General features: G+C 71.6%; 27 protein-coding genes. 11 read left to right on the forward strand and 16 right to left on the reverse strand.

The features are described 5' to 3' along the window. Positions 1 to 123: 123 nt before the first annotated feature. Positions 124 to 1,269, reverse strand: coding sequence for an acetyl-CoA C-acetyltransferase (locus QWU11_RS45480; protein WP_290120834.1), 1,146 nt, complete (start codon positions 1,267 to 1,269; stop codon positions 124 to 126). 168 nt (positions 1,270 to 1,437) lie between these two features. Here QWU11_RS45480 and soxR point away from each other — a divergent pair, with 168 nt between their 5' ends. Continuing rightward, positions 1,438 to 1,908: a redox-sensitive transcriptional activator SoxR gene (soxR, locus tag QWU11_RS45485; protein WP_290120835.1), complete on the forward strand. Its 471-nt coding sequence runs from the start codon at positions 1,438 to 1,440 to the stop codon at positions 1,906 to 1,908. Position 1,909: 1 nt separating this feature from the next. Here the strand turns inward: soxR and QWU11_RS45490 are convergent, their stop codons facing one another. After that, the gene (locus QWU11_RS45490) at positions 1,910 to 2,305 is read right to left on the reverse strand and encodes a DUF1707 domain-containing protein (RefSeq protein ID WP_290120836.1); all 396 of its coding nucleotides are present in this window, start codon (positions 2,303 to 2,305) and stop codon (positions 1,910 to 1,912) included. A 79-nt stretch (positions 2,306 to 2,384) separates the two neighbouring features. After that, entirely contained in the window at positions 2,385 to 2,921 is a 537-nt protein-coding gene (locus QWU11_RS45495) for a DUF4142 domain-containing protein (RefSeq protein ID WP_290120837.1), read from the reverse strand. Between the two features lie 198 nt (positions 2,922 to 3,119). Between QWU11_RS45495 and QWU11_RS45500 the strand changes: the two genes are divergently transcribed. Beyond that, positions 3,120 to 3,284, forward strand: a complete 165-nt coding sequence (locus tag QWU11_RS45500) for a hypothetical protein (RefSeq protein WP_290120838.1) — start codon at positions 3,120 to 3,122, stop codon at positions 3,282 to 3,284. Between the two features lie 140 nt (positions 3,285 to 3,424). Continuing rightward, a complete protein-coding gene (locus QWU11_RS45505) occupies positions 3,425 to 4,015 on the forward strand; it encodes a class I SAM-dependent methyltransferase (protein WP_290120839.1) in 591 nt (196 codons plus the stop codon). On the opposite strand, the gene QWU11_RS45510 is transcribed toward QWU11_RS45505, so the two are convergent. The 3 genes from QWU11_RS45510 to QWU11_RS45520 all read right to left on the reverse strand — a co-directional run bounded on the left by QWU11_RS45510 (position 3,975) and on the right by QWU11_RS45520 (position 8,072). Beyond that, complete coding sequence (locus tag QWU11_RS45510; RefSeq protein WP_290120840.1) at positions 3,975 to 4,976, reverse strand: zinc-dependent alcohol dehydrogenase family protein; 1,002 nt, start codon at positions 4,974 to 4,976, stop codon at positions 3,975 to 3,977. The two genes, QWU11_RS45505 and QWU11_RS45510, sit on opposite strands and share 41 nt — an antisense overlap. Before the next feature lie 15 nt (positions 4,977 to 4,991). Continuing rightward, positions 4,992 to 7,244, reverse strand: coding sequence for a SpoIIE family protein phosphatase (locus QWU11_RS45515; protein WP_290120841.1), 2,253 nt, complete (start codon positions 7,242 to 7,244; stop codon positions 4,992 to 4,994). Between the two features lie 123 nt (positions 7,245 to 7,367). Further along, on the reverse strand, positions 7,368 to 8,072 hold the full coding sequence (locus QWU11_RS45520) for a metal-dependent transcriptional regulator (RefSeq protein WP_290120842.1): 705 nt from the start codon (positions 8,070 to 8,072) through the stop codon (positions 7,368 to 7,370). A gap of 163 nt (positions 8,073 to 8,235) precedes the next feature. Between QWU11_RS45520 and QWU11_RS45525 the strand changes: the two genes are divergently transcribed. Then, positions 8,236 to 8,883: a UdgX family uracil-DNA binding protein gene (locus tag QWU11_RS45525; protein ID WP_290120843.1), complete on the forward strand. Its 648-nt coding sequence runs from the start codon at positions 8,236 to 8,238 to the stop codon at positions 8,881 to 8,883. Between the two features lie 42 nt (positions 8,884 to 8,925). Here the strand turns inward: QWU11_RS45525 and QWU11_RS45530 are convergent, their stop codons facing one another. Continuing rightward, a complete protein-coding gene (locus QWU11_RS45530) occupies positions 8,926 to 10,293 on the reverse strand; it encodes an MFS transporter (protein WP_290120844.1) in 1,368 nt (455 codons plus the stop codon). After that, positions 10,290 to 10,943 (reverse strand): pyridoxamine 5'-phosphate oxidase, encoded by a 654-nt coding sequence (gene pdxH, locus QWU11_RS45535; protein ID WP_290120845.1) that lies wholly within the window; start codon positions 10,941 to 10,943, stop codon positions 10,290 to 10,292. The genes QWU11_RS45530 and pdxH overlap by 4 nt, the downstream gene beginning before the upstream one ends. Positions 10,944 to 11,119: 176 nt before the next feature. Between pdxH and QWU11_RS45540 the strand changes: the two genes are divergently transcribed. The 3 genes from QWU11_RS45540 to serC all read left to right on the forward strand — a co-directional run bounded on the left by QWU11_RS45540 (position 11,120) and on the right by serC (position 13,739). After that, positions 11,120 to 12,226, forward strand: a complete 1,107-nt coding sequence (locus tag QWU11_RS45540; protein WP_290120846.1) for a citrate synthase 2 — start codon at positions 11,120 to 11,122, stop codon at positions 12,224 to 12,226. Between the two features lie 70 nt (positions 12,227 to 12,296). Continuing rightward, entirely contained in the window at positions 12,297 to 12,599 is a 303-nt protein-coding gene (locus tag QWU11_RS45545; protein ID WP_290120847.1) for a hypothetical protein, read from the forward strand. 33 nt (positions 12,600 to 12,632) lie between these two features. Next, positions 12,633 to 13,739: a phosphoserine transaminase gene (serC, locus tag QWU11_RS45550; protein ID WP_290120848.1), complete on the forward strand. Its 1,107-nt coding sequence runs from the start codon at positions 12,633 to 12,635 to the stop codon at positions 13,737 to 13,739. Positions 13,740 to 13,958: 219 nt separating this feature from the next. Here serC and QWU11_RS45555 read toward each other — a convergent pair whose 3' ends face one another. After that, the gene (locus QWU11_RS45555; protein WP_290120849.1) at positions 13,959 to 15,884 is read right to left on the reverse strand and encodes a hypothetical protein; all 1,926 of its coding nucleotides are present in this window, start codon (positions 15,882 to 15,884) and stop codon (positions 13,959 to 13,961) included. A 34-nt stretch (positions 15,885 to 15,918) separates the two neighbouring features. Next, positions 15,919 to 16,893 carry a hypothetical protein gene (locus QWU11_RS45560; RefSeq protein ID WP_290120850.1) on the reverse strand — a complete coding sequence of 325 codons (975 nt, stop codon included), beginning with the start codon at positions 16,891 to 16,893 and terminating at the stop codon, positions 15,919 to 15,921. A 241-nt stretch (positions 16,894 to 17,134) separates the two neighbouring features. On the opposite strand from QWU11_RS45560, the gene QWU11_RS45565 reads away from it, so the two are divergent. Beyond that, the gene (locus QWU11_RS45565; RefSeq protein ID WP_290120851.1) at positions 17,135 to 18,001 is read left to right on the forward strand and encodes a hypothetical protein; all 867 of its coding nucleotides are present in this window, start codon (positions 17,135 to 17,137) and stop codon (positions 17,999 to 18,001) included. Positions 18,002 to 18,179: 178 nt separating this feature from the next. Here the strand turns inward: QWU11_RS45565 and QWU11_RS45570 are convergent, their stop codons facing one another. Together QWU11_RS45570 and QWU11_RS45575 are read right to left on the reverse strand one after the other, a co-directional pair. After that, entirely contained in the window at positions 18,180 to 19,367 is a 1,188-nt protein-coding gene (locus QWU11_RS45570; protein WP_290120852.1) for an alpha/beta hydrolase, read from the reverse strand. After that, positions 19,364 to 19,645 (reverse strand): hypothetical protein, encoded by a 282-nt coding sequence (locus QWU11_RS45575; protein ID WP_290120853.1) that lies wholly within the window; start codon positions 19,643 to 19,645, stop codon positions 19,364 to 19,366. Before QWU11_RS45575 ends, QWU11_RS45570 begins: the two co-directional genes overlap by 4 nt. Positions 19,646 to 19,776: 131 nt before the next feature. On the opposite strand from QWU11_RS45575, the gene QWU11_RS45580 reads away from it, so the two are divergent. Next, entirely contained in the window at positions 19,777 to 20,529 is a 753-nt protein-coding gene (locus tag QWU11_RS45580) for a 3-oxoacyl-ACP reductase family protein (protein ID WP_290120854.1), read from the forward strand. Positions 20,530 to 20,624: 95 nt separating this feature from the next. Then, on the forward strand, positions 20,625 to 21,458 hold the full coding sequence (locus QWU11_RS45585) for a phosphoribosylaminoimidazolesuccinocarboxamide synthase (protein ID WP_290120855.1): 834 nt from the start codon (positions 20,625 to 20,627) through the stop codon (positions 21,456 to 21,458). Here QWU11_RS45585 and thpR read toward each other — a convergent pair. The 4 genes from thpR to QWU11_RS45605 all read right to left on the reverse strand — a co-directional run bounded on the left by thpR (position 21,433) and on the right by QWU11_RS45605 (position 25,414). Further along, positions 21,433 to 21,987, reverse strand: a complete 555-nt coding sequence (gene thpR / locus QWU11_RS45590; protein WP_290120856.1) for an RNA 2',3'-cyclic phosphodiesterase — start codon at positions 21,985 to 21,987, stop codon at positions 21,433 to 21,435. The two genes, QWU11_RS45585 and thpR, sit on opposite strands and share 26 nt — an antisense overlap. A 20-nt stretch (positions 21,988 to 22,007) precedes the next feature. Then, on the reverse strand, positions 22,008 to 23,240 hold the full coding sequence (locus QWU11_RS45595; protein WP_290120875.1) for an MFS transporter: 1,233 nt from the start codon (positions 23,238 to 23,240) through the stop codon (positions 22,008 to 22,010). Beyond that, positions 23,237 to 23,677: a MarR family transcriptional regulator gene (locus QWU11_RS45600; RefSeq protein ID WP_290120857.1), complete on the reverse strand. Its 441-nt coding sequence runs from the start codon at positions 23,675 to 23,677 to the stop codon at positions 23,237 to 23,239. The genes QWU11_RS45595 and QWU11_RS45600 overlap by 4 nt, the downstream gene beginning before the upstream one ends. Before the next feature lie 264 nt (positions 23,678 to 23,941). Next, positions 23,942 to 25,414, reverse strand: coding sequence for an NCS2 family permease (locus QWU11_RS45605; protein WP_290120858.1), 1,473 nt, complete (start codon positions 25,412 to 25,414; stop codon positions 23,942 to 23,944). A gap of 140 nt (positions 25,415 to 25,554) precedes the next feature. Here QWU11_RS45605 and QWU11_RS45610 point away from each other — a divergent pair, with 140 nt between their 5' ends. Further along, positions 25,555 to 25,818, forward strand: a complete 264-nt coding sequence (locus QWU11_RS45610) for a DUF2530 domain-containing protein (protein WP_290120859.1) — start codon at positions 25,555 to 25,557, stop codon at positions 25,816 to 25,818. The last annotated feature ends 3 nt before the right edge of the window (positions 25,819 to 25,821 follow it).

The raw sequence follows: 25,821 nt of genomic DNA on the forward strand, positions 1-25,821 counted from the left end.
ACATCCTCGCCGCCCAACGACGCGAACGCGCCCGCATCCGCAGCGAACGACAACAACGCTGGGGAGACCCACGGCGCCCCAAAGCCGCGTGATCAGACCCGGCCAACGTTCATGGACAGAGCACTAGACGCGCTCGATGATCGTGGCGTTGGCCTGGCCGCCGCCCTCGCACATCGTCTGCAGGCCGTACCGCCCGCCCGTGCGCTCCAGCTCGTGCAGCAGCTTGGTCATCAGGATCGAGCCGGTGGCGCCCAGCGGGTGCCCCAGCGCGATCGCGCCGCCGTTCGGGTTGGTCTTCTCCAGCGACGCGCCGGTCTCCTTGGACCAGGCCAGCGGCACCGGGGCGAACGCCTCGTTGACCTCGAACACGTCGATGTCGTCGATGGACAGGCCGCCGCGCTTCAGCGCCTTCTCCGTCGCCGGGATCGGGCCGGTCAGCATGTAGACCGGGTCTGAGCCCTCCACGACGAGGGTGCGGATGCGCGCCCGCGGCGTCAGGTCGTGCTGTTTGACGGCCTCCTCGGAGGCGATCAGCAGGGCGCCGGCGCCGACGGAGATCTGCGACGCGACCGCCGCGGTCAGCTCCCAGCCGTCGCGCAGGGGCTTCAGGCCCGCCATCTTCTCCAGCGTGGTGTCCTTGCGGGCGCCCTCGTCCTTGGTCACGCCCGCGATCGGGGCGATCTCCCGGTCGAAGTGGCCGCTCTCGATCGCGTTCACCGCGCGCCGGTGGCTCTCCAGCGCGAACTGCTCCAGGTCACCGCGCTTGTAGCCCCACTTCTCGCACATGAGCTGCGCGCCGCGGAACTGGGAGATCTCCTGGTCGCCGTACCTCTGGGTCCAGCCCTCGCCGTACGGGAAGGGCATGCCCTTCTCCAGGGCCATGGCCACGCTGGAGCCCATCGGCACCATGCCCATGTTCTCCACGCCGGAGGCCACGACGAGGTCCTGGGTGCCCGACAGCACGCCCTGGGCGGCGAAGTGGACGGCCTGCTGGGACGAGCCGCACTGCCGGTCGATCGTCACGCCGGGGACGCGGTCGGGCAGCCCGGCCGACAGCCACGCGGTGCGCGCGATGTCGAGGGACTGCGGGCCGACCTGCATGACACAGCCCATGATGACGTCGTCGACGGCCTCGGGGTCGACTCCCGTGCGCTCGACCAGCTCCTTCAGCACATGCGCGCCCAGATCGGCCGGATGCACCGCCGCCAGCGCACCCTTCTTCGTGCCCACCGGGGTACGGACCGCCCCGACGATGTACGCCTCGGCCACGACGCCTCCAAAGTCTCTTGTTGAGGGTTCCGTCCCTAAGAACCGAACACTATTCGGTCAGTACGACATTACCTCGCCTGGCCGTCACGTCCATGTGACCCTGCTCTCCCGCCGAGGGCAACCCCGGGGACGAACCTCGACCAATGGTGAGCTTTAGGCTCTCGTGGCATGGAGCAACCTCCCCCGGACGCCCACGAGCTGACCGTCGGCCAGGTGGCGGCGCGCAGCGGCGTCGCCGTCTCGGCCCTGCACTTCTACGAGAAGAAGGGCCTGATCCGCAGCCGGCGTACGACGGGCAACCAGCGCCGGTACACCCGCGACGTCCTCCGCCGCGTGGCGTTCATCCGGGTGTCGCAGCGCGTCGGCATCCCGCTGACCGACATCCGCGCGGCGCTCGCCGAACTCCCCGAGGAGCGCACCCCCACGCCCCGCGACTGGGCCCGCCTGTCATCGGCCTGGCGCGGCGAGCTCGACGCGCGGATCGACCAGCTCCGCAAGCTGCGCGACGACCTGACCGGCTGCATCGGCTGCGGCTGCCTGTCGCTGTACCACTGCCGGCTCTCCAACCCCGGTGACCGGCTCGGCGCCCAGGGCCCGGGCCCGCGCCGTCTCCTCGCCGGCGAACCGCCCCGCGACTGAGTCAGCCCCGGCCCGTACGAGGGCCTCTCGCCTGTGGGAAGCGCCGGCCGCCGTGGGCGTGACGGACGATGATCAAGACGACCAGCCAGGTCGGGAAGGCCAGCAGGAAGTGGCCGGCGAACGCCGCGCCGACCAGCAGGGCCACGGTCGCGAGCACGCCGGCCACCGCGATCCACCGCATCCGGCCGCGCGACCACGCGGGCGCGCCGGAGGGCTCGGGGGTCGCGGGCAGGTCGGCGGTCAGCACGCGCAGGTCGCCCATCGTCTTGGCCGAGGCCGCGGCGGTGCTGCGCTCGTCGTACTCCTCCATGGTCAGCCGCCCCTGGGCGTACTGCTCCCGAAGGATCGCCGCGACGTCGTCGCGGTCCCGGTCGGCGGCACGAAGCGCATCGTCCATGCCCTCGATTAGACCTCGGTTCGCGCCCCAAGTCATCGGCGCGCGGGATGGCCTCGCTCCACCTCCGGGTGGAGGCGGGTCAGCCCACGGGGTTCGCCCGGCGGAGCATGGTCAGGTGTTCTCGCAGGTCGGGAAGGGCGATACGGGCCAGCGCGGTCACCTCCGGCGAGGATCCGCTCCGTACCTCCTTCGCGGTGCCGTCGACCGTCTTCTCGTGCTCCTGCGCCATCGCGGCCACGAAGACGCGGTCGAACCGGCTCCCCGACTCCTTCTGCAGGCGCTGCGCCAGGACGAGCTGGGAGATCCGCTCGTTGGCGGGCAGGCCGACGCCCAGGGTGTCGGCCACGTGGATCACCTTCTCGTCGAGCGCGGCATGGCCGGCGGCGAGCGTGCTTCCCGCGTGGCGTACGGCCGTGGTCGCGCCCTTGCGCTCGGCCAGCCTGCCGTACTGGACGCCGGCCAGGTCGGCCTGGTGGATCGTCGTCAGCCAGGCCTCGTCGGCGGCGGACACTGAGGCGCCGGAGGAGACCGTCGTGACGCCCGCCTGCCGGCCGCCGCCCGTGCCGCAGGCGCCGGACGCGAGCAGAAACGGCACCACGACGAGAAGGCGTCTCATGGAATCCCCCGATTCCCCCGGGCTCCCCAACGGGTGAGGTCCTTGTCACGGCGGCACGCTCCCCGGCGGCTGCCGCGCTGGTACCGCCCTACCCGCTCCGCCGGGCGCCCACGCCGACGCCGCGATTCGGCGTGGAGCGCCCAGAACGCGGGGCTTTTGGAAGTACTCTGGTGCGGGTCGGACCGGAGGAGAAAGTCGTTGAGTGGTCTCGTCGTCCTCGCGCTGCTGGCCATCCTGGCGGCGTTCATCGTCACCCGGGTCATGCGACGCATCGGCATGAGCATGTCCCGCAACAGCACCTTCGGCCTGATGTTCGTCTTCGTCGTCGTCGTGCTGATGCTCTGGGGCCAGTCCTTCAAATAGTCCGAACTCCCGGCGCTCCGGGCGCGTCTTACCAGATGCGAAGCCCCGGTTCGATGCCCTTGGGAGGCGACCCCGTGCCACAAGCAAGCCCGCAGGCCAAAGGTCAGGCGGCCGGTACAGCCTGTGACCTGCGTCGACTTGTGGACTTCGCCGAGCCCCGCCGCGACGACACCTGCCTCGACATCGCCTCCGGCGCGTCCGGCCTGGCCGCGGCGATCCGCCCCCGCGTGCGCGAGCTGACCAGCGCCCCCTCCGGTGCGCTGCCCTCCGGGGCGTTCACGCTGGTCACCGCCTGGCTCGAGCTCGGCCGCTCCAAGGACCAGGTCGGGTTCGTACGCGACCTGCTGAAGGTCTGCGGCGGACGCCTCGTGCTCGCCGACCTGGTCCGTACGCGCGCCGGCGACGGCGGCCACATCGAGCGGCTCCGCGACCCCGCGCACACCAAGATGCGGACCATGGCCGAGCTCGTCGAGATCCTCCGGCGTGCCGGCGGCTGGGCTCGGCGCCTCGACGTCTTCACGATCGAGCGGCCCGTCGAGCCCTGGCTCGCCGAGGCGCACGATCCGGACCGCATCCGCCAGGAGCTCACCGACGAGCTGGACGGCGGCCCGCTGACCGGCGCCCGCCCGCGCCTGATCGGCAACGAGCTGTGGTTCACCCAGTCGTGGGCCTACTTCGCGGTCGAGCCGGTCAGCCGCCCGCGCCGGGGACCAGCACCGCGGCGCCGTTGACGCGATCGCCGGCCAGGTCGGCGAGCGCGCGGTCGGCCTCCTCCAGCGCGTACGGCGTGACCGTGACCTTGAGCCGCAGCCGGTCGGCCAGCCGCAGGAACTCCTCGCCGTCGGCGCGCGTGTTGGAGGTCACGCTGAGGAGCCGCCGTTCCTGGAACAGGTCGTCCTGGTAGTTCAGCGCGGGAACGTCGGTGAGGTGGATGCCGGCGACGGCGAGCGTGCCGCCGCGGTCGAGACGGCGCAGCGCGGCCGGCACCAGCTCGCCGGCGGGCGCGAACACGATCGCCGAGTCGAGCGGCTCGGGGCTGGGGTCGAAGGAGTCCTGGGCCGACGCGGCGCCGAGGTCGAGGGCGAGCTCACGTGCCGCCTTCGCGCGGGTGAAGACGTGAACCGCGGCGCCCTCGGCCAGGGCGATCTGCGCGGCCAGGTGGGCCGACCCGCCGAAGCCCCAGATGCCGAGCCGCCCGCCGGGTGGCAGCGCGGCGCGGCGCAGCGCGCGGTAGCCGATGATGCCCGCGCACAGCAGCGGCGCGACCTCGGCGCCGGAGCGGTCGCCGGGCAGCGGATAGAGGTACGCCTCCGGCGCGACGGCGTACTCGGCGTACCCGCCGTCGGCGTCCCAGCCGGTGTAGGTCGAGGAGGGGCAGAGGTTCTCCGCGCCCCGGCGGCAGTAGGCGCAGAGGCCGCACGTGCTCCGCAGCCACGCCACGCCGACCCGGTCGCCCGCGGCGAACCGGTGACCCTGGCGTACGACCTCGCCGACGATCTCGTGGCCGGGCGTGACGTGCGGCCGTCGCGGCGGCAGGTCGCCCTCGGTCACGTGCAGGTCGGTACGGCAGACACCGCAGGCGCGTACACGGATCAGGATCTCACCGGGGCCGGGCTCGGGGATCTCACGCGTGACCGCCTCGAGCGGTTCGGTCTCGATGGGCCCGGGCCTGCGGACCTCCCACGCCAGCACGCTTCCAGCGTAACGTCAGGACTTGAGCGGGATCTCGAACCACACGGCCTTGCCGTCGTTGGTGGGCCGGGACCCCCAGCGGGCCGCGAGCTGATCGACCAGGTAGAGGCCACGGCCGCCCTCGTCGGTCTCGCCCGCGCGCCGGATGCGCGGCAGCCGAAGATCCTGGTCGACCACCTCGACCCACACCGAACGCTCGCCCCGGCGGAGCCGTAGCGTGAACTCCTTGGTCGGCGGCTCCCGCCGCGTCAGCTCGGGCAGCTCCTCCCACGGGTCGTCGAAGCCGATCGGGCCGTCGAGGCCGAGCGCGCCCTCCAGGACGAGCTCGCGGCGCGGCGCGGGCGCGCTGGCCGCGTGCAGGACGACGTTGGTGACGACCTCGGAGACCAGCAGGCACGCGAGCTCGGCCTGCTCGTCGAGCATGCCCCAGCTCGCGAACGTCTCGGCGGCCATGCGGCGCGCCTCGGAGACCATGATCGGCTCGGCCTGGAACGTGCGCTGCTCGACCTGCAGGCGGACCGGGCTGGTGCGGACCACGACGATCGCTACGTCGTCGTCGATGTCGCCGGGGACGGCGTCGAAGGCGGCGCCCGCGATCGCCTCGACGTCCTTGCGGTCGGCCCGGCGTACGGACTCGCGAAGCATCTCGCGAGCCTGTTCGCGGGTGTAGTGCTCGCCGTCGTCCTTCGGCCGGCGTTCGATCAGCCCGTCGGTGTAGAGCACGAGCGTGGTGCCGGGCGGGAGCTCGCGGGTCTCCTCCTCGTAGAGGATCTCGCCGCCGACGCCGGGCTCGCGTACGCCGAGCATGGCGCCCTTGCCGACCGACTCCATGTCGATCACCTCGCCGTCGAGCAGCAGCAGCGGCGGCTCGTGCCCGGCGTTGGCGAAGGACAGGGTGCGTGACCAGGCGTCGTACACGAAGTAGGTGCAGGAGACCAGCGGCGGGCGCATCTCCAGCGTCTCGCCCGCCGGGCCGCCGCCCAGCTCGCGGTAGCGGCCGGGGCTGACCATCGTGCGGACCCACTCGTCGAGCTTGAGCAGGATGTCGGCGGGCGGCTTGTCGTCCTGGGCGAAGGCGCGCAGGGCGGCGCGGAGCTGCCCCATCACGGCCGCCGCGCGGGCGCCGCGGCCCTCGACGTCGCCGATGACGAGGCCGACGCGGCCCGCCGAGAGCGGGATCACGTCGTACCAGTCGCCGCCGACCTGCGTCTGGATGCCCTGGCCGTGGGACTCCAGCGGCCGGGCGGGCTCGTAGCGCCAGGCGATCTCCAGCCCGTCGAGGTGCGGCGGGCGGTCGCCGGGCAGGAGGTTCTTCTGGAAGGCCAGCGCCGTCTCGCGCTCCTCCTCGAAGAGCATGGCGTTGTCGATGGCGAGCGCGACCCGGCTGGCGATCGCGCCGATCAGGTCGCGGTCGAAGCCGTCGTAGTGCGGGTCCGGCCGGCGGCTGATGCCCGACAGGGCCACGCTCATCACGCCCAGGACCTCGCCGCGGGCGAGCAGCGGGGCGGAGATCAGCGACGTGATGCCGAGGTCGTCGCCGAGCTGCTTGCTGGCGGCGTTGGGCGCCGTCATGCGGTCCGCCACGACGTCCTCGATCACGACGGCGTCGCGGCGGGCCAGAGCTTTGGAGCAGGGGTGGCCGGGCGGGTAGGAGACCGTCTCGCCGACCTCGGCCCACGTGCCGGGCGGCGGCACCCAGTCGTTGCCGTGCCGGGAGGCGCGGCGCACGAGCTTTTCACCGCTGAACAGGTCGATGAAGCAGTGGTCGGCGAACTGCGGCACGATCGTGTCGGCCACCCGGCGCAGCGTCTGCTTGAGCTCCAGCGACGCGGCCAGCCGCTCGCCGATGCGCTCCAGGAGGCCGTAGCGGTCCTGGTCGCGCTGGTTGCTGCGGAGCGCCTCGCGAGCGAAGATCACGGTGCCGTTGACCGCGCCGGACGGGTGGCGCAGCGGCACCGCGTACGCGCGGGTGTAGACCGTGCTGCCGTCGGCGCGCAGGTTGCAGAAGGTGCCCTCCCAGACCGCGCCCTTCAGGACGTGCCTGGCCAGCTCCTTGGCCTGGTCGTGGTCCTCCTCGGCGATGCCGAGCGAGAGGATGGACCGGCCGATGTACTCCGAGCCGCCGAACCCCAGGAGCGTCTCGGTGAACGCGTTGCAGTAGATGACGTTGCTGTAGCGGTCACAGACGATGACCGCCATCTCCGCGTGGTCGAGCACGGTCTCCGGCGGCAGCTGCGCGTCCGCGGGTTTTTCACCCCAGCGCTTCATTGGCCTGCCACCTTGCCGTCCTTCGCGCCGTCGGACTCACCCCGTGCCTGCCGGCCCCGGATCGCCGTGCCGTCCTCACCATTGAACGACGAACGGCGGCCCCGGATACGTGAAATGGGCAACTCAGCGCTTGGATACGAACACGTGGGAGGCGATACGGCTGGGGATCTCGGTCGAGGGGCTGTCGGCTTCATCGTCACGCGTCACCCTGACACCGTCGTCGCCTGCGGCAAGCGTCACCTCACGTCCCGGTTGTATCCCAACCTGCTTGAGTCTAAGCATGAGCGCCGTATCGCTCTGTACCTGCTCGCTGATGCGCCGGACCGTGACGGGCGTGCCGGTCGCCGTCGCGACGTCGGTCATCAGCGCCAAGGGCTCGCCCTGCAGGGCCGGCGGCACGTCCGCGCCGAGTTCGGCCAGGCCGGGGATGGGGTTGCCGTGCGGGCACGTCGAAGGGTCTCCGAGCAGGGAGACCAGCCTGCGCTCGACCTCCTCGGACATCACGTGTTCCCAGCGGCATGCCTCGACGTGGACGTCCTCCCAGGGGAGACCGATGACGTTGACGAGAAGGCACTCGGCCAGCCTGTGCTTACGCATGACCCGTACCGCAAGAGATCGGCCGGTATCGGTCAGGTCGAGATGCCGATCGCCCTCGACCGTCACCAGACCGTCGCGCTCCATGCGCGCCACCGTCTGGCTCACCGTCGGGCCGCTCTGCGACAACCGCTCGGCGATTCGGGCGCGAAGCGGCACGATGCCCTCTTCTTCGAGCTCGAAGATCGTACGGAGATACATCTCCGTGGTGTCGATCAAGCCGTGTGCGGTCAAAGTTTTCCTCCAGTTCGCTCCTGATGCTACGACCGAACGAGACTCTGCGGGGAGTCCGCACCGGCAAGAGCGATCCTTGTCTGTTCATATACCCGAACGTGAGCGAGCGATGTGGTCTTCCCGCCAGGCGGAAGACCTTTCTTGACGGTAGGTTGAGCCGGCCATGTCACGTTTCGAGGGAGCGGGCCGACACGTCCCGCGGGGAGCCGGACTTGACGGCCTGCGCCGCGCCGCCGCGAGCTGCGAGGGCTGCGACCTGTACGCCGGCGCGACCCAGACCGTCTTCAGCACCGGTTCGGCGACGGCACGCGTCGTGTTCATCGGTGAGCAGCCCGGCGACCAGGAGGACCGGCAGGGCGCGCCGTTCGTCGGCCCGGCCGGAAAACTGCTCGACAAGGCCCTGGCCGAGGCCGGCATCGACCGCTCCGACGCGTACGTCACCAACGCCGTCAAGCACTTCCGGTTCACCCAGGACGGCCCGGGCAAGCGCCGCATCCACCAGACGCCGGACGCGGCCCACATGACAGCCTGCCGGCCGTGGCTCGCCGCCGAGCTGCACATCATCGACCCCGAGGTGATCGTCCTGCTCGGCGCCACGGCGGCCAAGGCCCTGCTCGGGCCCTCGTTCCGCGTCACAAGGCAGCGCGGCAAGCTCATCCCGCGCCCGCCCATCGACGACGAGACCGCCCGGCAGAACGCCTGCTATGTCGCGACCGTGCACCCGTCGGCGGTGCTGCGGGCCGACGACCGCGACGCCGCGTACGCCGGACTGGTCGCCGACCTCCAGGTCGCCGCGGGCGTGCTTTCCTAGGGCCTGTAGGACAGCGGGACTTCGAGACAGGCCCTCGGCTGATCACGGGTCCGGCCGCTCCTCCACGGGCCCGCGTGCCGCCGTGGTGTAGCGGCGGAACGACGGCACCGCGAGCCCGATGACCACGACCAGGCCCGCGCAGACGATGCCGCCGCCGGTCCAGGAGGCCGTGGCGCCGACGGCCGAGGCGGTGACGCCGGCGCGCAGGTCGCCCAGGCGCGGGCCGCCCGCCACGACGACGGTGAACACCCCCTGGAGCCGCCCGCGCATCTCGTCCGGGGCGTACGTCTGCAGGATCGTCTGCCGGAACACCGCGGAGACCAGGTCGGCGGCGCCTCCCACGGCCAGCAGCAGCACCGCCAGCCACAGTGAGCCCGCGAGCCCCGAGGCGGCCACGGCCAGGCCCCACACCACGATGACGGCGATCAGGGCGATGCCCTGCCGCTGGATCCGGCCGATCCAGCCGGAGACCAGGCCGCCGGCCACCGCGCCGATGGCGATCGCCGCCACGAGCCAGCCGACCGCCTCCTCTCCCCCGAAGCGCGTGTCGGCGACCTCGGGGAACAGCGCGCGCGGCATCGCGACGCCCATCGCGATGATGTCCACGACGAACGACATCATCAGCACCGGGCGGGTGAGCAGGAAACGCAGCCCCTCGACGACCGAGCGCACCCCGGGCTTGCGGATCTCACCGCCCACCGGCGGCAGCGCGGGCAGGCGCAGCGCGGCGTACAGGCCGACCGTGAACAGCACCGCGTCGATGCCGTACGCGACCGCGTACCCGCCGTGCCCGATCACCACGCCCGCCAGTACGGGGCCGACGAACGTGGCGACCTGGGAGGCGGTGAAGTTCAGCGTGTTGGCCGCGGGCACAAGGACCCGCGGCAGCAGTCGTGGGATCACCGCGCCGCGCGTGGGCGAGCTGACCGCGAAGCCGACCGCCTGCACCACCACGAGACAGATGATCAGCAGCACGCTGCCGACGTGCAGGAGCGCCTGGACGAGCAGGCCGAGCGTGGCCGTCCAGGTGACGAACGAGGCCATGATCAGGAGCCGGCGGCGATCCATGGTGTCGGCCACCGCGCCGCCCCACAGCCCGAAGACGATCAGCGGGATGAGGTTGGCCGGGCCGAGCAGCCCGACCCACAGTGAGGACTTGGTCAGGTCATAGACCTGGACCGAGATCGCGACCGAGGTGAGCTGGAAGCCGGTGAACGAGACGGCCTGGCCGATCCAGAGCCGGCGGAACGGGGGCTCTCGCAGGGGGGTCGTGTCGATGGCCGCCCTGCGCGCCAGCCGTCCGGCACGCTCGGACCAGGAGCCGCGTGCCTCTCCTGAGGCGCCCGCGTCGTTGGGAGAATCGCCGGGGGAAACGTCGTCCGTCGCGGATGACTGGGGGTCAGCACTCACGGACTCAGTCTCTCCACCACCCATTTGTCCAGTTCTGCCGGGTCCGGACGACGGTATCGCAGGCGGTCGTGCAGCCGGTTGGGCCGCCCCTGCCAGAACTCCACGCTCACCGGCAGCACGCGGTAGCCGCCCCAGAAGTCCGGCAGCGGAACCTCGTCCAGCCAGCGGCGCGCCAGCTCGGCGTACCGGCTCTCCAGCTCCTCGCGGCGGACCACCGCCGACTGGTGCTCGCTCGCCCACGCCCCGAGCTGTGAACCGTGGGGCCGGGTGCGGAAGTAGGCCGCGGACTCCTCACGGGACAACCGCTCGGCGATCCCCTCGACGATCACCTGCCGGCGGATCGGGTGCCAGGGGAACAGGAGGGACACGCGGGGGTCGCCGGAGATGGCGCGCGCCTTCCGGGATCCGTGGTTCGTGAAGAAGCGAAAATCTTCCGGGCCGTACCCCTTGAGCAAGACGGTCCGGGTGCTGGGCGTACCGTCTCCGTTGACCGTGGCGAGAATCATGGCGTTGGGCTCGGGCAACTCCGCTCCGACGGCGTCCGCGAACCACGCGTCGAACTGGCTCAGGGGGTCGGCGGCGAGGCCGCCTTCGTCCAGTCGGGCGTCTTCGTAGAACTTCCGGAGGTCTGCAGGATCATGTAGGGCCACGACAGGACATCCTTTCGCGCCACCCCGGGGAGGAGGCGGCAGGGTTCCCGCCTAGAGTTGCTGGAAACGAAAAAATTGCGCATATCACACCCCCCGGGGTACAGAGCATCTTGCAAGAAGAGGTTCAATTACCAGTTGGGTCTGTACACCACAGGGGACGAAAGGCAGGACAGAACATGTCCGACTTCAAACCCGGCCTCGAGGGCGTAGTCGCCTTCGAGACTGAGATCGCGGAACCGGACAAGGAGGGCGGCGCTCTCCGGTACCGGGGAGTCGACATCGAAGACCTCGTTGGCCACGTCTCCTTCGGTGACGCATGGGGCCTCCTGGTCGACAACAGCTTCGACCCCGGGCTGGCCCCCGCCGAACCTCACATCCTCCCGGTGCACTCCGGTGACGTGCGCGTCGACGTCCAGAGCGCACTGCCGATCATCGCACCCTCGTACGGCATGCGCCCGCTGCTGGACATCAGCGACGAGCAGGCCCGCGAGGACCTGGCCCGGTCGTCGGTGACCGCGCTGTCCTTCGTGGCGCAGAGCGCTCGTGGCCTCGGCCTGCCGATGGTCCCCCAGGAACGCATCAACGAAGCCCGTACGATCACCGAGCGCTTCATGGTCCGCTGGCGTGGCGAGCCCGACCCGAAGCACGTCCAGGCGATCGACGCCTACTGGGTGTCGGCCGCCGAGCACGGCATGAACGCCTCCACGTTCACCGCCCGTGTCATCGCCTCCACCGGCTCCGACGTCGCGGCCGCGATGTCGGGTGCGATCGGCGCCATGTCCGGTCCGCTGCACGGCGGCGCCCCCGCACGCGTCCTTCCGATGATCGAGAAGGTCGAGCAGATCGGCGACGCCCGCAAGGTCGTGACCGACATCCTCGACCACCACGAGCGGCTCATGGGCTTCGGGCACCGCGTCTACCGTGCCGAGGACCCGCGCGCCCGCGTGCTGCGGCGTACCGCCAAGGAGCTGGGCGCGACCCGCTACGACGCGGCCAAGGCCCTGGAGGACGCCGCGCTGGCCGAGCTGCGCGAGCGCCGTCCGGACCGCCCGATCGAGACGAACGTGGAGTTCTGGGCCGCGGTCATCCTCGACTTCGCCGAGGTCCCGCCGCACATGATGCCGGCCATGTTCACCTGCGCCCGCACCGCGGGCTGGGCCGCGCACATCCTGGAGCAGAAGCGCACCGGGCGTCTCGTACGGCCGAGCGCGCACTATGTGGGTCCGGCGCCGCGTTCGGTCGCGGAGGTCGCCGGCTCCGCCGAGCTCACGAACAAGGCCTGATCCAAGGGCACGACGGCCCGCGATGCCCCGGCATCAGCGGGCCGTACGCGTCTCTTGCCCCGGAGGCTTCATGTACACCGGTCCACGCGAAGAGGACGCCGACGACGCGCCGTTCCAGGAGGAGCGCGCGCGGGAAGAACGCGCCCGGCGACGTGACCAGATCTCCCGTACGGTCGTGGCCTGGGTGATGGCCGGCGCGCTGGCGCTGCTGGCCTACGACTCCGGCGGCGCGGCCCTGGACGCCCGCCGGGACGGCCGCCCGTGGGCCTACCCGGCGTGCATCGCGTCGGTGTGCCTCCTGGGCCTGCTGGGGCTGGCCATACGCGCCTTCCGGCGGCGAAACGGACGGGTCTCACATCGCGGACCGGGCTGAGCTCGGCGGCCTCGCTTGATTAGGCTTCGTCAGGTGACCGACATCGTGATCCCAGACAGCCTCAAGCCCGCCGACGGCCGCTTCGGCTCAGGTCCGTCGAAGGTCCGCCCGGAGCAGCTGGCCGCTCTCGCCGCCTCCGGTGACACCTACCTGGGCACCTCGCACCGGCAGAAGCCGGTCAAGTCGATCGTCGCGCGGGTCCGCGAGGGCCTGTCCGAGCTCTTCTCGCCGCCCGCGGGTTATGAGGTCGTGCTGAGCAACGGGGGTACGACCGCGTTCTGGGACGCCGCGGCGTTCGGCCTGGTGAGGGACCGGTCGCAGCACCTGGTGTTCGGGGAGTTCTCCTCCAAGTTCGCCAAGGTCGTGCAGAAGGCCCCGTGGCTGTCGGATCCGTCGGTGATCGAGACCGAGCCCGGCAGCCATCCGCTGGCGGTCGCGGACGAGGACGTGGACGTCTACGCCCTGACGCACAACGAGACCTCGACGGGCGTCGCGATGCCGATCGAACGCCCTGCCGCCGACGGCCTGGTGCTGGTCGACGCGACGAGCGGCGCCGCCGGCCTCCCGGTCGACGTCGCCCAGACGGACGTCTACTACTTCGCCCCGCAGAAGGGCTTCGCGTCGGACGGCGGCCTGTGGCTGGCGCTCGCCTCACCGGCGGCACTGGAACGGATCGAGGAGATCGCCGCGTCCGGCCGGTACGTGCCGGACTTCTATGACCTGAAGGTCGCGGTCGACAACTCGCGCAAGGACCAGACGTACAACACCCCGGCCGTCGCGACGCTGCTGATGATGTCCCAGCAGATCGACTGGTTCCTGGCCCAGGGCGGTCTGTCCTGGTCGACGGGCCGGTGCGCCGACTCGGCCCAGCGTCTCTACACGTGGGCGGAGAAGACGTCCTACACGTCCCCGTTCGTGACCGACCCGAAGCGACGCTCGCAGGTGGTGGGAACGATCGACTTCGAGGGCGTGGACGCGGCGGAGGTCGCCAAGGTCCTGCGCGCCAACGGCATCGTGGACACGGAGCCGTACCGCAAACTGGGCCGCAACCAGCTGCGCATCGCCATGTACCCGGCCATCGACCCGGCCGACGTGGAAGCCCTCACCGCCTGCGTCGACCACATCGTCGAACGCCTCTGACCGTGTGAACCGCCGCCACCGGACGACGGACGCACGCCTCCGACCTCGATCGCCTGCTGGTCGGGATGACGCATGAGGTGGTCCTTGATCCTTCGGACCGCTCGTGCTGCGACGGCGGCGTCGATCTCGCCCGGCTGGATCGAACGCTTGGTTGTCAGATTGCTCATCCCCTTTTCCGGTCGCCGCCGGTCGAGGGTGGTTCCGCCCTGGTCGGGCGGGTCAGAGTTCGGGCGGGGGGGCGGCGCCGTGGCCGGCGTCGGGTGGGCCCCAGGGGAGGCCGTGGCGTTCACAGGCGCGGCGGAGTTCGGTCAGGTCCGGAGGGAAGGACACCCGGCGCAGGACGCGGCCCGCCGGGCTCCAGACCACCAGGCGCGGGGCCTCGGCCTCGTCGATGCCGACGCCTCCCAGCGCCTGTCGTGTCACGCTCCATTCCGTGCGTCCCAGCCGTGTCACCGACGCTATGCCCGACGCCGAGACGCGCAACTGCGGGCGGTTGCGGTCGTACAGCCACGCCCCCGCCAGACCCAGCGCCAGCCCCGACGGGGCCGCCCACGCCAGGACCGTCCAGAATCCGCCCAGGTCCACGCGCAGCCACAGTGACCCCAGCACCGCCACCAGCTCGCACAGCGTCGCCGTCACCCCGTACGCGAGCGCCCGTGTACGGGGAGGCACGTCGAGCTGGGCCGCCGGCAGCGGCTTCGGCTTCTCCGGCGACGGCCCGGCGACCAGCTCCAGGTGCGTCATCGAGCCGTGAAAGGCGGCGTTGACGTACGCGTCGTACTCCGCGTCGGTGATCGGGAGCTGGACGCGCCGGGCGGCGTCCCGCAGGTCCGTACGGGAGATCCGCAGCATCGACAGCGGCGCCGCCAGGAACTCGTCGCCCTCGTCGTCGTACATGCGTAGCCACGCGTGCCCGTCGACGGTCAGGAGCTCCATCCCGCCGATGCGGTCGCGCGGCATCCGCAGGATCACGTCGCCCGCGCCGTCCGCCCAGCCGATGCCGTCGTCGTCGACGACCAGCCGCCCGCCCGGGACGCGGGAGAAGATCTCCGGCAGCCCGGCCAGGCCGTACTCCGACGGCCGCAGGGCCCCCTGGTCCGGGGTGATCACGTGGTAGCCGCGCTCGTCCAGCGCGTGGGTGAGCTGGAAGGCGTCCAGTCCGCGGGCGGGCAGGCGGGCGAGGACCTCCAGCCGGTGGCCGAACAGCGTGACGACCGTCTGGTCCGCGGCCGGCCGCCCCGACAGCGGGTCGATGGCCGTGCCCGGGCCGACGACCGCGGCGGCGACCGCGTCCGCGCGCACCCGCCACTCCCCGACCGTCGCGTGCCGTACGCGCAGCTCGGAGGGGGTGATGTTCCAGGTCAACGGCGCGCCCTTGAGACGACGGCGGCGTACGGCGAGGACGGCCACACCGCCCGCCAGCGCCCACAGCCCGCCCATCATCCGGCTGCCGAACTCCAGGCCGCCCTCCACCGCCGTACGGGCCACCATGGTCAGCGCGATCAGCGTCAGCAGGACCCCGAGCGCCGTCGTACGCCGCCACGCGGTCGCGGTCGTGGCGAGCCGTCCGGCGTCCGTGCGGACCGCGACCCGCGGCTCGTGCGCGACCGCCAGGAGCGCCGCCTCCTGGTCGCGCAGCCGCTCCTCGGCCCGGCGGCCCAGGGCGCGCGGGGCCTCGTCGTCCGGCGGGAGGTTGTCGTCCTCGAAGACCGATCGGTCGCCGTCGATCACGTGCGTGGTGATGCCGAGGCGGCGGGCGGTGATGTAGAAGGTCAGCGGGTCGAAGCCCATCTCGGGCAGGGAGCCCGCCACGGTGACGCCGAACCGGTGGAAGATCGTGAGCATGCCGTCCTCGGCGGTGACCGCGAACTCCTCGACGCGGCTCAGCTCGTACGCCTCCAGGACGGTGTCGTCCGCGGCGAGCCGCTCCAGGCCGTTCTTGGACAGCCGCCAGCGTCCCGGCCGTGACTCACGCAGTCCCAGCAGCCACGGAACGACGTTGCAGACGACGACCGCGGCCAACCACAGCCCGGGCGGCCGGATCGGCAGAAGTGCGACGACCAGTGACACAAGGGCGAATGGCCCGGCCGCCACCGGACGTAGCCGGCGCGCCGGAGCACGGAGGCCGATCAGCTCGAGGTTCACGAGAACAGATCGTGACATGTCAGCGCCCATCCCGTCATGACCCTCGTCTGCGAGCGAACAGACCGGCGACCAGAACGATCACCCCGGCGATGAGTACCAACGTAGTCGCCGAAAACTTCTTTGAACCGCTGGTAGTGCCCCCTGTGTGCCCTTTTCCCGAACCGTCCGAGGCGGCCGCGGACGAGGGCTTCGGCGGCAGCGCGCTGGCCGGAACCGGCACCTGCCACAGCGGTTGGGCGGCCCCTTCGGAGCTGACCAGCAGCGAACGGCCGTCGGCGGTGAAGGTGATGCCCTCGCCCTGCTTCTGCGACGGGATCGGGACGTCCGCGATCTTCTTGCCCGGCGCGCGGTAGATCTCCGCGTCCCAGTAGCCGCGGATCACGAACGACCGGCCGTCCGGCGCGAACGCTCCGTCGGTCGCGTAGAACGGCGCGCCCGAGACCTTGTGCATGATGTTGAAGGTGCCGGTACGGAGCTTCTTCGGCCCCTCGTACAGCGAGTCGCCGAACGCCTTGCTCGCGATGTAGAGCCGCCCGCTGCGCGGATCGATCATCATCGTCTCCGCGTTGCGCGGCCCGTCGGCGTACTTGATCCGGTACGCGGTGGCGCGCAGGGTCTGACTGCGCAGGCTTGCGGGCTCGGGGATCCGGTAGACCGTGACGTACGGCCAGGCGCCGTCCAGGTTGTCGCCGATGTCGCCGACGTAGATGCCGTCCGGCCCGAGCGCCATGGCCTCCCAGTCGCGGTTGACCGCACCCGCGAACGTCAGGGTCGCCCGGGTACGGCAGTCGGGGCCGAGGGCGTACACCTGGGGACGGCCGCCGGAGTCGTTGAAGGTGTAGACGATGCCGGGGTGGCGCCGGCTCGCGGCCAGGCCGCTCGACTCGCCGATGCGCGGGTCCTTGATCGTGCAGAGCCTTCGCCGGCCGTCGTCGGCCAGCGCCGCGCCGGGAGCCGCCACCACCGCGAGGACGGCGAAGCTGACCAGGAGCAGAGCGGCGAACGGCATGCTCCTGATCTTCACCACTCGTCGGGGCGGCGAAGCCTCGTGCGGGCGACTCAATGGAGAATCGTGCCGACGACCACGGCGGACAGAAGGACCGCCAGCACGGCCGGAAGCAACCATCGCGGAGCACGGTTCACGTGTCGAGCCTATGCGGTCCGCCGATTTGCCGAACCCCAGGAGCGGTTCAAGCGTCTTATCCGGAAACACCGGGGGACATCGGGGACCGGAGACAGGGGTGAGGGCGATGTGCGGGCTCTTCGGGCTCATGCGCGCGTCGGGGGCGGAACATCCGGAATGGGGGTCGGACGCGTTCGTCGCGCTCGGCCTGCTCGCCGAGGAGCGCGGGGTCGACTCGGCGGGTGTGGCGCTGTTCGGCCGGCCGACGGCGATCAACGTCGTGACGCCGACCATCCAGGGCGACGTGACGGACGGCGGCTGCCGGGTGGTCAAGGGCCCCGGCCGGTTCACGGACGTGTGGCGGGCGGACCTGCTGGCCACCCTGGACGCCGCGCCGGTGGTCCTCGGCCACACCCGCTGGGCCACGCAGGGCCTGCCGGACCAGCTCGTGAACGCCGGTCCCCTGCTCGTCGGCCCACTCGCCGGTACGCACAACGGTGACGTGGAGGCGGCCGAGCTGCGCGCGAGGTTCGCCCTGCCGGCCGCCACGGGCGGCACCGACAGCGAAGTGATCTACCAGGCGCTGGCCGCCGGAAACCGCCCGGAGGACGTGCTGAGCGCGCTGCACGGCCGCGCGGCGCTGGCCTGGGTGGACCGGACCCGTCCCCGCCGCCTGCACCTCGCACGAGGCGCCCTGAGCCCTCTGTGCGTGGCCGTGGACGGCGAGGAGAACATCTACTGGGCCTCGAACCCCGCGTGGTTCCGCGCGGTCGAGGAGAGCACCCGCATCCGCTTCACCTCCGCGGTCCTGATCCGCGAGGGCACCCACCTGACGATCGAGGCGGGCCGCATGCACAGCGCCGGCTTCGTCCCCACGGCCCGGCCGGGCGACCTGCTGATGCCCGAGCGCGTGTGGCTCGGCTTCGACACCACCGACCGCGAGCGCGACTTCGCCCAGCGACGCCACCGCGTCACCGAGGTCTGCGCCGCCTGACCAGGCGCCCGCGGCCGGAACGAGGGCTCCGGCCGCGGGCCCGCCGATCTGGGACGTACGGAACGGTGTCCCCCGTGACGGATACGCGGGATGGGCCAACGCCGGGGCGGGCGACCTCAACACGCACCGCCGGGACGGGCCGCCGCCACACCGCGCCGGCCCACCGGCTGCGAACTCCCTAGACGGCCGGGCAGAACGCGTCGTGCGCCGGACGCTTCCCGGTCACGAGGAAGCGGGTCACCAGGGCGTCGCCGCAGGCGTTGCCGTTCGCCAGGTACACCTCGTGCCCGCCGGAGTCCACGGTGACCATCCGTGCCCGGTCGCCGAAGGCGCGGCGCATCTCCAGGGCGCCCTTGTACGGCGTCGAGGGGTCGCGCAGGTTCTGGGCCGGCAGCACGTTCGAGGGCCCGTGCGGTGTGACCCGTACGGCCGGCTCGGCGGGCGCCGGCCAGAAGGTGCACGGCATGACGTTCACCGGCATCCCCGCGGTGAGGGGGTACCGGGCCCGGTCGGCGGCCACGTCGCGTGCGATGGCCGGGACCGAGCGCGGCCACGCCACGTCGTCGCAGATGGTTCCGACGGCGACCGCGGTGACGTTCTGCAGCGCCGCGTCCGGCGGCGACGAGGGCGCCGGAAGCGGCCGGTCCCCGCGGCCGGCGAGGATCAGCGCGGCCAGCGCGGGGAAGTCGTCGTCGGAGTACAGGCTCTCCTGGAGGGTCTCCCGCAGCACGTTGCCATCCAGCTCGGGCGGGTTCGCGCCCGGCCACGGGAGCGGCGTCCGGTCCAGGCGGGCCACCAGGCCGAGGAAGGCCGGCCGTACGCCGGCGGGTGTGGCCACGACGCGGTCCGGGTTGCCCGGCGCGGAGGCCCACTTCGCGAAGTCGGGGAAGCGGTCCTCGACCGCGATCGCGGTGTTGGCGAGCCAGCCGCGCGCCACGCGGCCGGGGTTCGGGTCGTCGTTGCTGTCGAGCACGATCCGGTCCGTACGCTGCGGGAACATCGTCGCGTAGACCGCCCCGGCGTAGGTCCCGTACGACACGCCCCAGGCGGAGATCTTCGACTCCCCCAGCGCCGCGCGGATCCGGTCGATGTCCCTGGCCTCGTTCGGGGTGCTGAGGCTGCGCAGGACGTCACCGCCGTTCGCCAGGCAGGTCTGGGCGATCCTGCGCTCGGTCGCGACGTTCCCGGCGATGCCGCCGTCCGGCGCGGGCCACGGCCGCTGCCGCGACGCCGCCAGGTCCGCGTGCCGCAGGCCGCAGCTCACCGGCGTGCTCCGGCCGACGCCGCGAGGGTCGAAGCCGACGAGGTCGTACGCGTCCCGCACCGCCGCCGGCAGCTTCGCGCCGAGGGTGGACGGCTCGTTCACGCCCGAGCCGCCGGGACCCCGGGGATCAGCAGCAGCACGCCCCGCCGGTGTCCCGTCGCCCGGACACGGGAGACCTCCAGAGCGATCTTCGGCCCGCCCGGATCCCGGTGGTTCAGCGGCACTGACAGCGTCGCGCACTCCTGCCGTGGGTCCAGGCCGCTCCCCGCGCACGTACCCCAGCGGACCGGGGCGGCTCCGGCGGCCTGCGGGGCGAGAAGAGATCCACCGACGGCCAGCGCGGCGACCGCGAAACCCGTCTTGTGACTGATCGTTGGCATGAACACCAGCCTCGTGGCCCGGCCGCGCCACGCCCACGGGGACAACCGGTCAGTACGGACTGGGGCCGGCCCCACCGCAACCGCGGGGGATCCGCCGGGGTTCCGTCACAGCCCTGACGAAAGGAACCCCAATGAACACGGACAAGGCACCCCTCGCGGGAAAGGTCGCGCTGGTCACCGGCGGGAGCCGCGGCATCGGCCGGGCGATCGTCCGCCGGCTGGCCGAGGACGGGGCCGACGTCGCCCTGACCTACGCGCGCTCGGCCGGCGAGGCGGACGCGGCGGTCAAGGAGGTCGAGGCGGCGGGCGGACGCGGCCTGGCCGTACCGGCCGACGCGGCGGATCCGCGCGCGGTCACCGAGGCGGTGGCCCGTACGGTCGCCGCCCTCGGCCGGCTCGACATTTTGGTGAACAACGCCGGCGCGGGAGGACTCGGGCCGCTGGAGTCGCTGTCACTGGAGCTGGTCGATGAGGTCCTGGCGGTGAACGTGCGCTCGGCGTTCCTGATGGCCCAGGCGGCGGCGCCGCACCTGGGCGCCGGCGGGCGGATCGTGAACATCGGCAGTTGCATGGCCGACCGCGTGCCCGGACCGGGCGGGACCCTGTACGCGCTGAGCAAGTCGGCGCTGACCGGGCTCACGAAGGCCCTGGCCCGCGAGCTGGGCGGCCGCGCCATCACCGCCAACCTGGTCAGTCCCGGGCCGATCGACACCGAGATGAACCCGGCCGGCGGCCCGATGGCCGACGGGCAGCGCGCCCTCACCGCGCTCGGCCACTTCGGCGAGGGAGCGGACGTCGCCGCGATGGTCGCCCACCTGGCCGGCGACGGGGGGCGCTTCGTCACCGGCGCGACCCTGTCCGTCGACGGCGGTCACGCGGCCTGACACGAGCCCGCGGCCCCTGGCCGAGGGGCCGCGGGTACCGGCCACCGGCCCGGCGGGTACGTTTCCGGGGTACGGGACACGACGCGGAGGGGTACATGGAGCTGGTGCATTCCGGCAAGGTGCGGGACGTCTACACCGATGACGGCGACCTGATCCTTGTCGCGTCGGACCGCGTGAGCGTCTACGACGTGGTCCTGCCGACGCCGATCCCGGACAAGGGCGCGATTCTCACCCAGCTCTCGCTGTGGTGGTTCGAGCGGCTCGCCGACATCGTGCCGAACCACGTGATCTCCGAGGACGTGCCCGCCGAGTGGGCCGGGCGCGCCATCCGCTGCCGGCGGCTGGAGATGTTCCCGGTGGAGTTCATCGCCCGCGGCCACCTGGCCGGGCTGGGCCTGAAGGAGTACGAGAAGCAGGGCACTGTGTCGGGGGTGCCGCTGCCGCCGGGGCTGGTCGAGGCCTCGCGGCTGCCCGAGCCGGTCTTCACGCCGACCACGAAGGCGACGGTCGGCCACGATGAGTTCATCACCTTCGAGGACGTGGTGCGCGAGATCGGCGCCGAGACCGCCGAGCGCCTGCGCGACCTGACCCTGGAGGTCTACCGCCGCGGCGCCGAGCTGGCCCGCGAGCGCGGGATCATCATCGCCGACACCAAGCTGGAGTTCGGGCGCGCCGCGGACGGCACGATCGTGCTCGCCGACGAGGTGCTGACCCCGGACTCCTCGCGGTTCTGGCCGGCCGACACCTGGACGCCGGGCCGTCCGCAGCACTCGCTCGACAAGCAGTTCGTCCGCGACTGGTCCTCCTCGGTGCCCGGCTGGGACCGTACGCCGCCGGGCCCGCCGATCCCCGACGACGTCGTGGCGGCCACCCGCGACCGCTACACCGAGGTCTACGAGCGGATCACCGGCTCGCCGTGGCGGTCCTGAGCGGCCAGCTCCGCAGGGTGTCGTAGCGCACCTCGGCGCCGAGGTGGCTGCGGACGAGATGGATCTCGTCCGCGCTCCACGGCGTGCCCTCCCACGTCTCCAGCCCCTCCGCCAGCGGCCGCAGGTCCAGGGGTTCGCGGGAGCGGGCGACCGTCAGATGCGGGCGGAAGCCCAGGTGCCCTCCGGTGTCGAGGCCCTCGCGGCGGGCGGCGGCCAGGCACGAGTCGGCGAGACGCCGCAGGTCGCCGCGGACGCCGGCCCAGAGCGTACGGGCGGACCGTGCCTTCGGAAAGGCCCCGGCCCCGGTGAGGGTCAGCTCCCGCCGCGGGTGCCGGCCGGCGGCGCGTTCGAGGCGGGGCAGCAGCCGCCCGGCGGTCGTGTCGTCCACCTCACCGTAGAAGGCGAGGGTCACGTGCAAGGTCTCACGCCGGGTCCAGCGCAGCCCCGGCTCCCGGTGGTACGGGGCGAAGGCCGTCTCGACCTCGTCCAGGACGTGTTCCGGAGGAATGAGGGCGACGAAGAGTCTCACGCCGCCCAGGCTCTCACCCCTCAGTCGGCCTCGCCCAGGCTCGGCCGTACGGCCTCCACCGCCGAGCGCGGCGCCATGAGGGCGACGACGCCCATGACCGCGACGAGGGACACGACCCCGCCGATGACGAGCCCGGAGCGCGGTCCGAAGACCTCGGCGAGCCAGCCGAGCAGCGGAGCGCCGATCGGCGAGCTGCCCGCGAAGACGAGCATGTAGAGCCCCATGACGCGGCCGCGCATCCAGGCCGGCACGCTGAGCTGCATGACGGCGTTGGCGGTGGTGTTGAAGGTCAGCAGCGCCAGGCCGGTGGGCACGAGCATGACGAGGAACAGCCCGTAGTTCGGCATCACGCCACTGACGATCTCCAGCACGCCGAACGCCGCCGCGGCGATGAGCGTCAGGCGCATGCGCGGCCGCTTGCGCCGCGCGGAGAGCAGGGAGCCGAAGACGGCGCCGACCGCGAGCATGGTCGAGGCGAGACCGAAGCTGGACGCGCCGCTGTGGAACACCTCGCGGCTCATCAGCGCGGTCGTCATCTGGAAGTTCATGCCGAACGCGGCGACGAAGAACACGATGATCAGCAGCATGACGAGGTCGCGGCGCTCGCGCACGAAGCGCAGCCCCTCGCGGAGCTGGCCCTTGGCCCGTGGCACGCGCGACCGTGTGTAGAGCTCGTCGTCGCGCATCATGTAGAGGCCGACCAGCACGGCGCCGAACGACGCGGCGTTGACCATGAAGACCGGCCCGGTGCCGATCGCGGCGATCAGCACGCCCGCGATGGCCGGCCCGACGATCCGTGCCGTGTTGAAGATCGCGGCGTTGAGCGCGATGGCGTTGGACAGGTCGCCCGGCCCCACCATCTCGACGGCGAACGTCTGCCGGGTCGGGTTGTCCACCACCGTCGCGACGCCGAGCATGAACGCCAGGACGTAGACGTGCCACACCTGGGCCGTGCCGGTGAGCGCGAGGATGCCGAGGATGAGTGCGAGCAGCCCCATGAAGATCTGGGTGATCATGAGGACGCGGCGCTTGGGGAACCGGTCGGCGAGCACGCCGCCGTACAGCCCGAAGAGCAGCAGCGGCAGGAACTGCAGGCCGGTGGTGATGCCCAGCGCGGTGCCGCTGCCGTGGGTGAGGCTCAGGACCAGCCAGTCCTGGGCCACCCGCTGCATCCAGGTGCCGCTGTTGGAGATCACCTGCCCGATCGAGAACAACCGGTAGTTGCGGTTGCGCAGCGACCGGAAGAGGGTCAGCCTCGGCTGAGCCTCTCCAGGATCGGCGCCGCCTGCCGCAGGATCGCCCGCTCCTCCGGAGTCAGCTCCCCCAGCCGCTGGGCCAGCCATGCCTCCTTGCGGAGACGCTCCTCCTTCAGGAGTTTGTCCCCCGCCTCCGTGGGACTCAGGACCACCTGACGCCGGTCCGTCGGATGCGGACTGCGGGTCAGCAGGCCCTTCTCCTCCAGATGCGCGATCACTCGCGTCATCGAGGGTGGCTGGACCTTTTCGTGCACGGCGAGCTCGCCAGGTGTGAGGGCGTCGTGGCGGGCCACCGCGCCGAGCGCCGCGATCTGGGTGGCGCTCAAGGAGTGACCGCCCTCCGCGCGCATGCGGCGCGACAGTCGCGAGATCGAGACGCGCAGGGCCGCCGCCAGGCCCGCACGGCTTCTGGTCTGTGACGTTTGCATGTTCATTAGCTGAAGTCATTACTCTTGCTAACGATATACGACGGCTTTGAATTCCGCCAGTTCGTTAGCGAGGCGTACGACCTCGACCCTTCCTTCTCATGGGGACGACGGACCGGACCGGCTCTCCGACCTGGCCGAACACCACCGAATCACTCACACGACCACATATGGCGACGAAGCACCATCTATCCCCCGAACGCTCCCCCAGCGTACGCCGGAGAGTCCGCCGATCGGGGCCCCCGACCGGCGAACTCTCTCGCGGGTGCGCGCTCAGTTCACACCAAGGATGTCCTTGATCGGGACGATGGCGTAGTAGGCCACGAACAGGATCGCCACCAGCCACAGCAGCGGGTGCACCTCGCGGGCCTTGCCGCGCACCGCCTTGATGACGACGTAGGAGATGAAGCCGGCGCCCATGCCGTTCGTGATGGAGTAGGTGAAGGGCATGATGACCATCGTCAGGAAGGCCGGAATGGCGATCTCGTAGTCGCTGAAGTCGATGCGCCGGATCTGGGTCATCATCAGGAAGCCGACCACGACCAGCGCGGGCGTCGCCGCCTCGAACGGCACGATCTGCACGATCGGCGCCAGGAACATCGCGAGCAGGAACAGCACGCCCGTCACGACGTTGGCCAGGCCCGTGCGCGCGCCCTCGCCGACGCCCGCCGCCGACTCCACGTAGCCCGTGGCCGACGACACCGATGCCGCGCCGCCCGCCGCGGCCGCGACGCCGTCCACGAACAGGATGGTGCCGATGTTCGGCGGCGTGCCGGTCTCGTCCAGCAGGCCGGCCTCGCTGCCGATGCCGACGACCGTGCCCATGGCGTCGAAGAAGTCCGCCAGGATCAGGGTGAAGGCGAACAGCACCGCCGCGAGGACGCCGACCCGGGCGAACGCCCCGTACAACGTGAAGTGCCCGACGAGCGACAGGTCAGGCGTACCGGCGATGTGGTGGATGCCGGGCAGCTTCGGGACGTTCAGGCTCCAGCCCTTGTCGTTGATCACGCCCGGCTTGACCACGGTCGGCCCGGCGTCGGCCAGCGCCTCCACGATGATCGCCAGGATCGTCGTGCCGATGATGCCGATGAGGATGCCGCCCTTGACCTTGCGGGCGACGAGGACCGCGGTGACCAGCAGGCCGAGCACGAACACCAGCGCCGGCCAGCTCTGCAGGTTGTTCTGGATGCCGAGCTGCACCGGCACCGTGGTGCCCGCCTCGTTCGGCACCCGGCGCACGAAGCCGCCGTCCACGAAACCGATCAGCGCGATGAACAGGCCGATCCCCACGCCGATCGCGGCCTTGAGGCCCTCGGGAACCGCCCGGAAGATCGCGGTACGGAAGCCGGTGAGGACCAGGACCGCGATGATGATGCCCTCGATCACGACGAGGCCCATCGCCTCCGGCCAGGTCATCGAGGGTGCCAGCGCGGTGGCGACGAAGGCGTTCAGGCCGAGGCCGGTGGCGATCGCCAGGGGGAACCTCCCGGCGAGGCCCATGATGATCGTCATGACGCCCGCGACGAGCGCGGTCGCCGCCGCGACCTTCGGGATGCCGAGCACGGCGCCCGTCTTGTCCGGGACGGTGCCGATGATCAACGGATTAAGCACCACGATGTAGGCCATGGTGAAGAACGTCGCCAGACCGCCGCGGATCTCACGGCCGACGGTCGAGCCGCGCTCGGAGATCCCGAAGTATCGATCCAGGCCGCCGCGCGGCTCGTTGCCGACAGTGGTCGTCGTCACGTGCGCTATCTCCTCGTCCAAGGCCCCGAGCCCGAAAATGATGTACGCAGAGTGACAGACTAGGCAGTACGGACGGAAGACCTAAACGGCGTGATCTGTGGCTCTGTCGCCGTCTCGCGCCCGGCGGATACCCTGATCGCATGGCGCAGCACCCGGAACCGGCCCCGCTGGAGACCAACGACGTCCTCATCTCCGCCGTCGGCGCGGTGGCGTTCGCGGTCGCCTTCGTCGTGCTCATGATCGTGCCGCTGGACGCCGACCATCACTGGTGGCGCTGGGTCTGCGTGACCGGCTGCGCGATGGGCCTGTTCGGCTGCTGGTACATCCCGCGCCTGCACCGGGGCCGCGCCGCCGCCGCCGAACGCCACGCCGCCGCCAAAGAGGCCGCCGAGCACACCGACTGACGC

Source organism: Actinomadura sp. DC4, assembly GCF_030406325.1.
GTDB lineage: Bacteria > Actinomycetota > Actinomycetes > Streptosporangiales > Streptosporangiaceae > Actinoallomurus.

What these genes read in the sequence shown, in the direction of transcription:
- QWU11_RS45560 (WP_290120850.1), bottom strand. Translation starts at nt 16,893, where the DNA reads ATGCCGTTCGCCGCTCTGCTCCTGGTCAGCTTCGCCGTCCTCGCGGTG.
- QWU11_RS45540 (WP_290120846.1), top strand. Translation starts at nt 11,120, where the DNA reads ATGTCCGACTTCAAACCCGGCCTCGAGGGCGTAGTCGCCTTCGAGACT.
- soxR (WP_290120835.1), top strand. Translation starts at nt 1,438, where the DNA reads ATGGAGCAACCTCCCCCGGACGCCCACGAGCTGACCGTCGGCCAGGTG.
- QWU11_RS45565 (WP_290120851.1), top strand. Translation starts at nt 17,135, where the DNA reads ATGTGCGGGCTCTTCGGGCTCATGCGCGCGTCGGGGGCGGAACATCCG.
- QWU11_RS45525 (WP_290120843.1), top strand. Translation starts at nt 8,236, where the DNA reads ATGTCACGTTTCGAGGGAGCGGGCCGACACGTCCCGCGGGGAGCCGGA.
- QWU11_RS45490 (WP_290120836.1), bottom strand. Translation starts at nt 2,305, where the DNA reads ATGGACGATGCGCTTCGTGCCGCCGACCGGGACCGCGACGACGTCGCG.
- QWU11_RS45575 (WP_290120853.1), bottom strand. Translation starts at nt 19,645, where the DNA reads ATGCCAACGATCAGTCACAAGACGGGTTTCGCGGTCGCCGCGCTGGCC.
- QWU11_RS45580 (WP_290120854.1), top strand. Translation starts at nt 19,777, where the DNA reads ATGAACACGGACAAGGCACCCCTCGCGGGAAAGGTCGCGCTGGTCACC.
- QWU11_RS45585 (WP_290120855.1), top strand. Translation starts at nt 20,625, where the DNA reads ATGGAGCTGGTGCATTCCGGCAAGGTGCGGGACGTCTACACCGATGAC.
- QWU11_RS45610 (WP_290120859.1), top strand. Translation starts at nt 25,555, where the DNA reads ATGGCGCAGCACCCGGAACCGGCCCCGCTGGAGACCAACGACGTCCTC.
- QWU11_RS45600 (WP_290120857.1), bottom strand. Translation starts at nt 23,677, where the DNA reads ATGAACATGCAAACGTCACAGACCAGAAGCCGTGCGGGCCTGGCGGCG.
- QWU11_RS45495 (WP_290120837.1), bottom strand. Translation starts at nt 2,921, where the DNA reads ATGAGACGCCTTCTCGTCGTGGTGCCGTTTCTGCTCGCGTCCGGCGCC.
- QWU11_RS45545 (WP_290120847.1), top strand. Translation starts at nt 12,297, where the DNA reads ATGTACACCGGTCCACGCGAAGAGGACGCCGACGACGCGCCGTTCCAG.
- QWU11_RS45515 (WP_290120841.1), bottom strand. Translation starts at nt 7,244, where the DNA reads ATGAAGCGCTGGGGTGAAAAACCCGCGGACGCGCAGCTGCCGCCGGAG.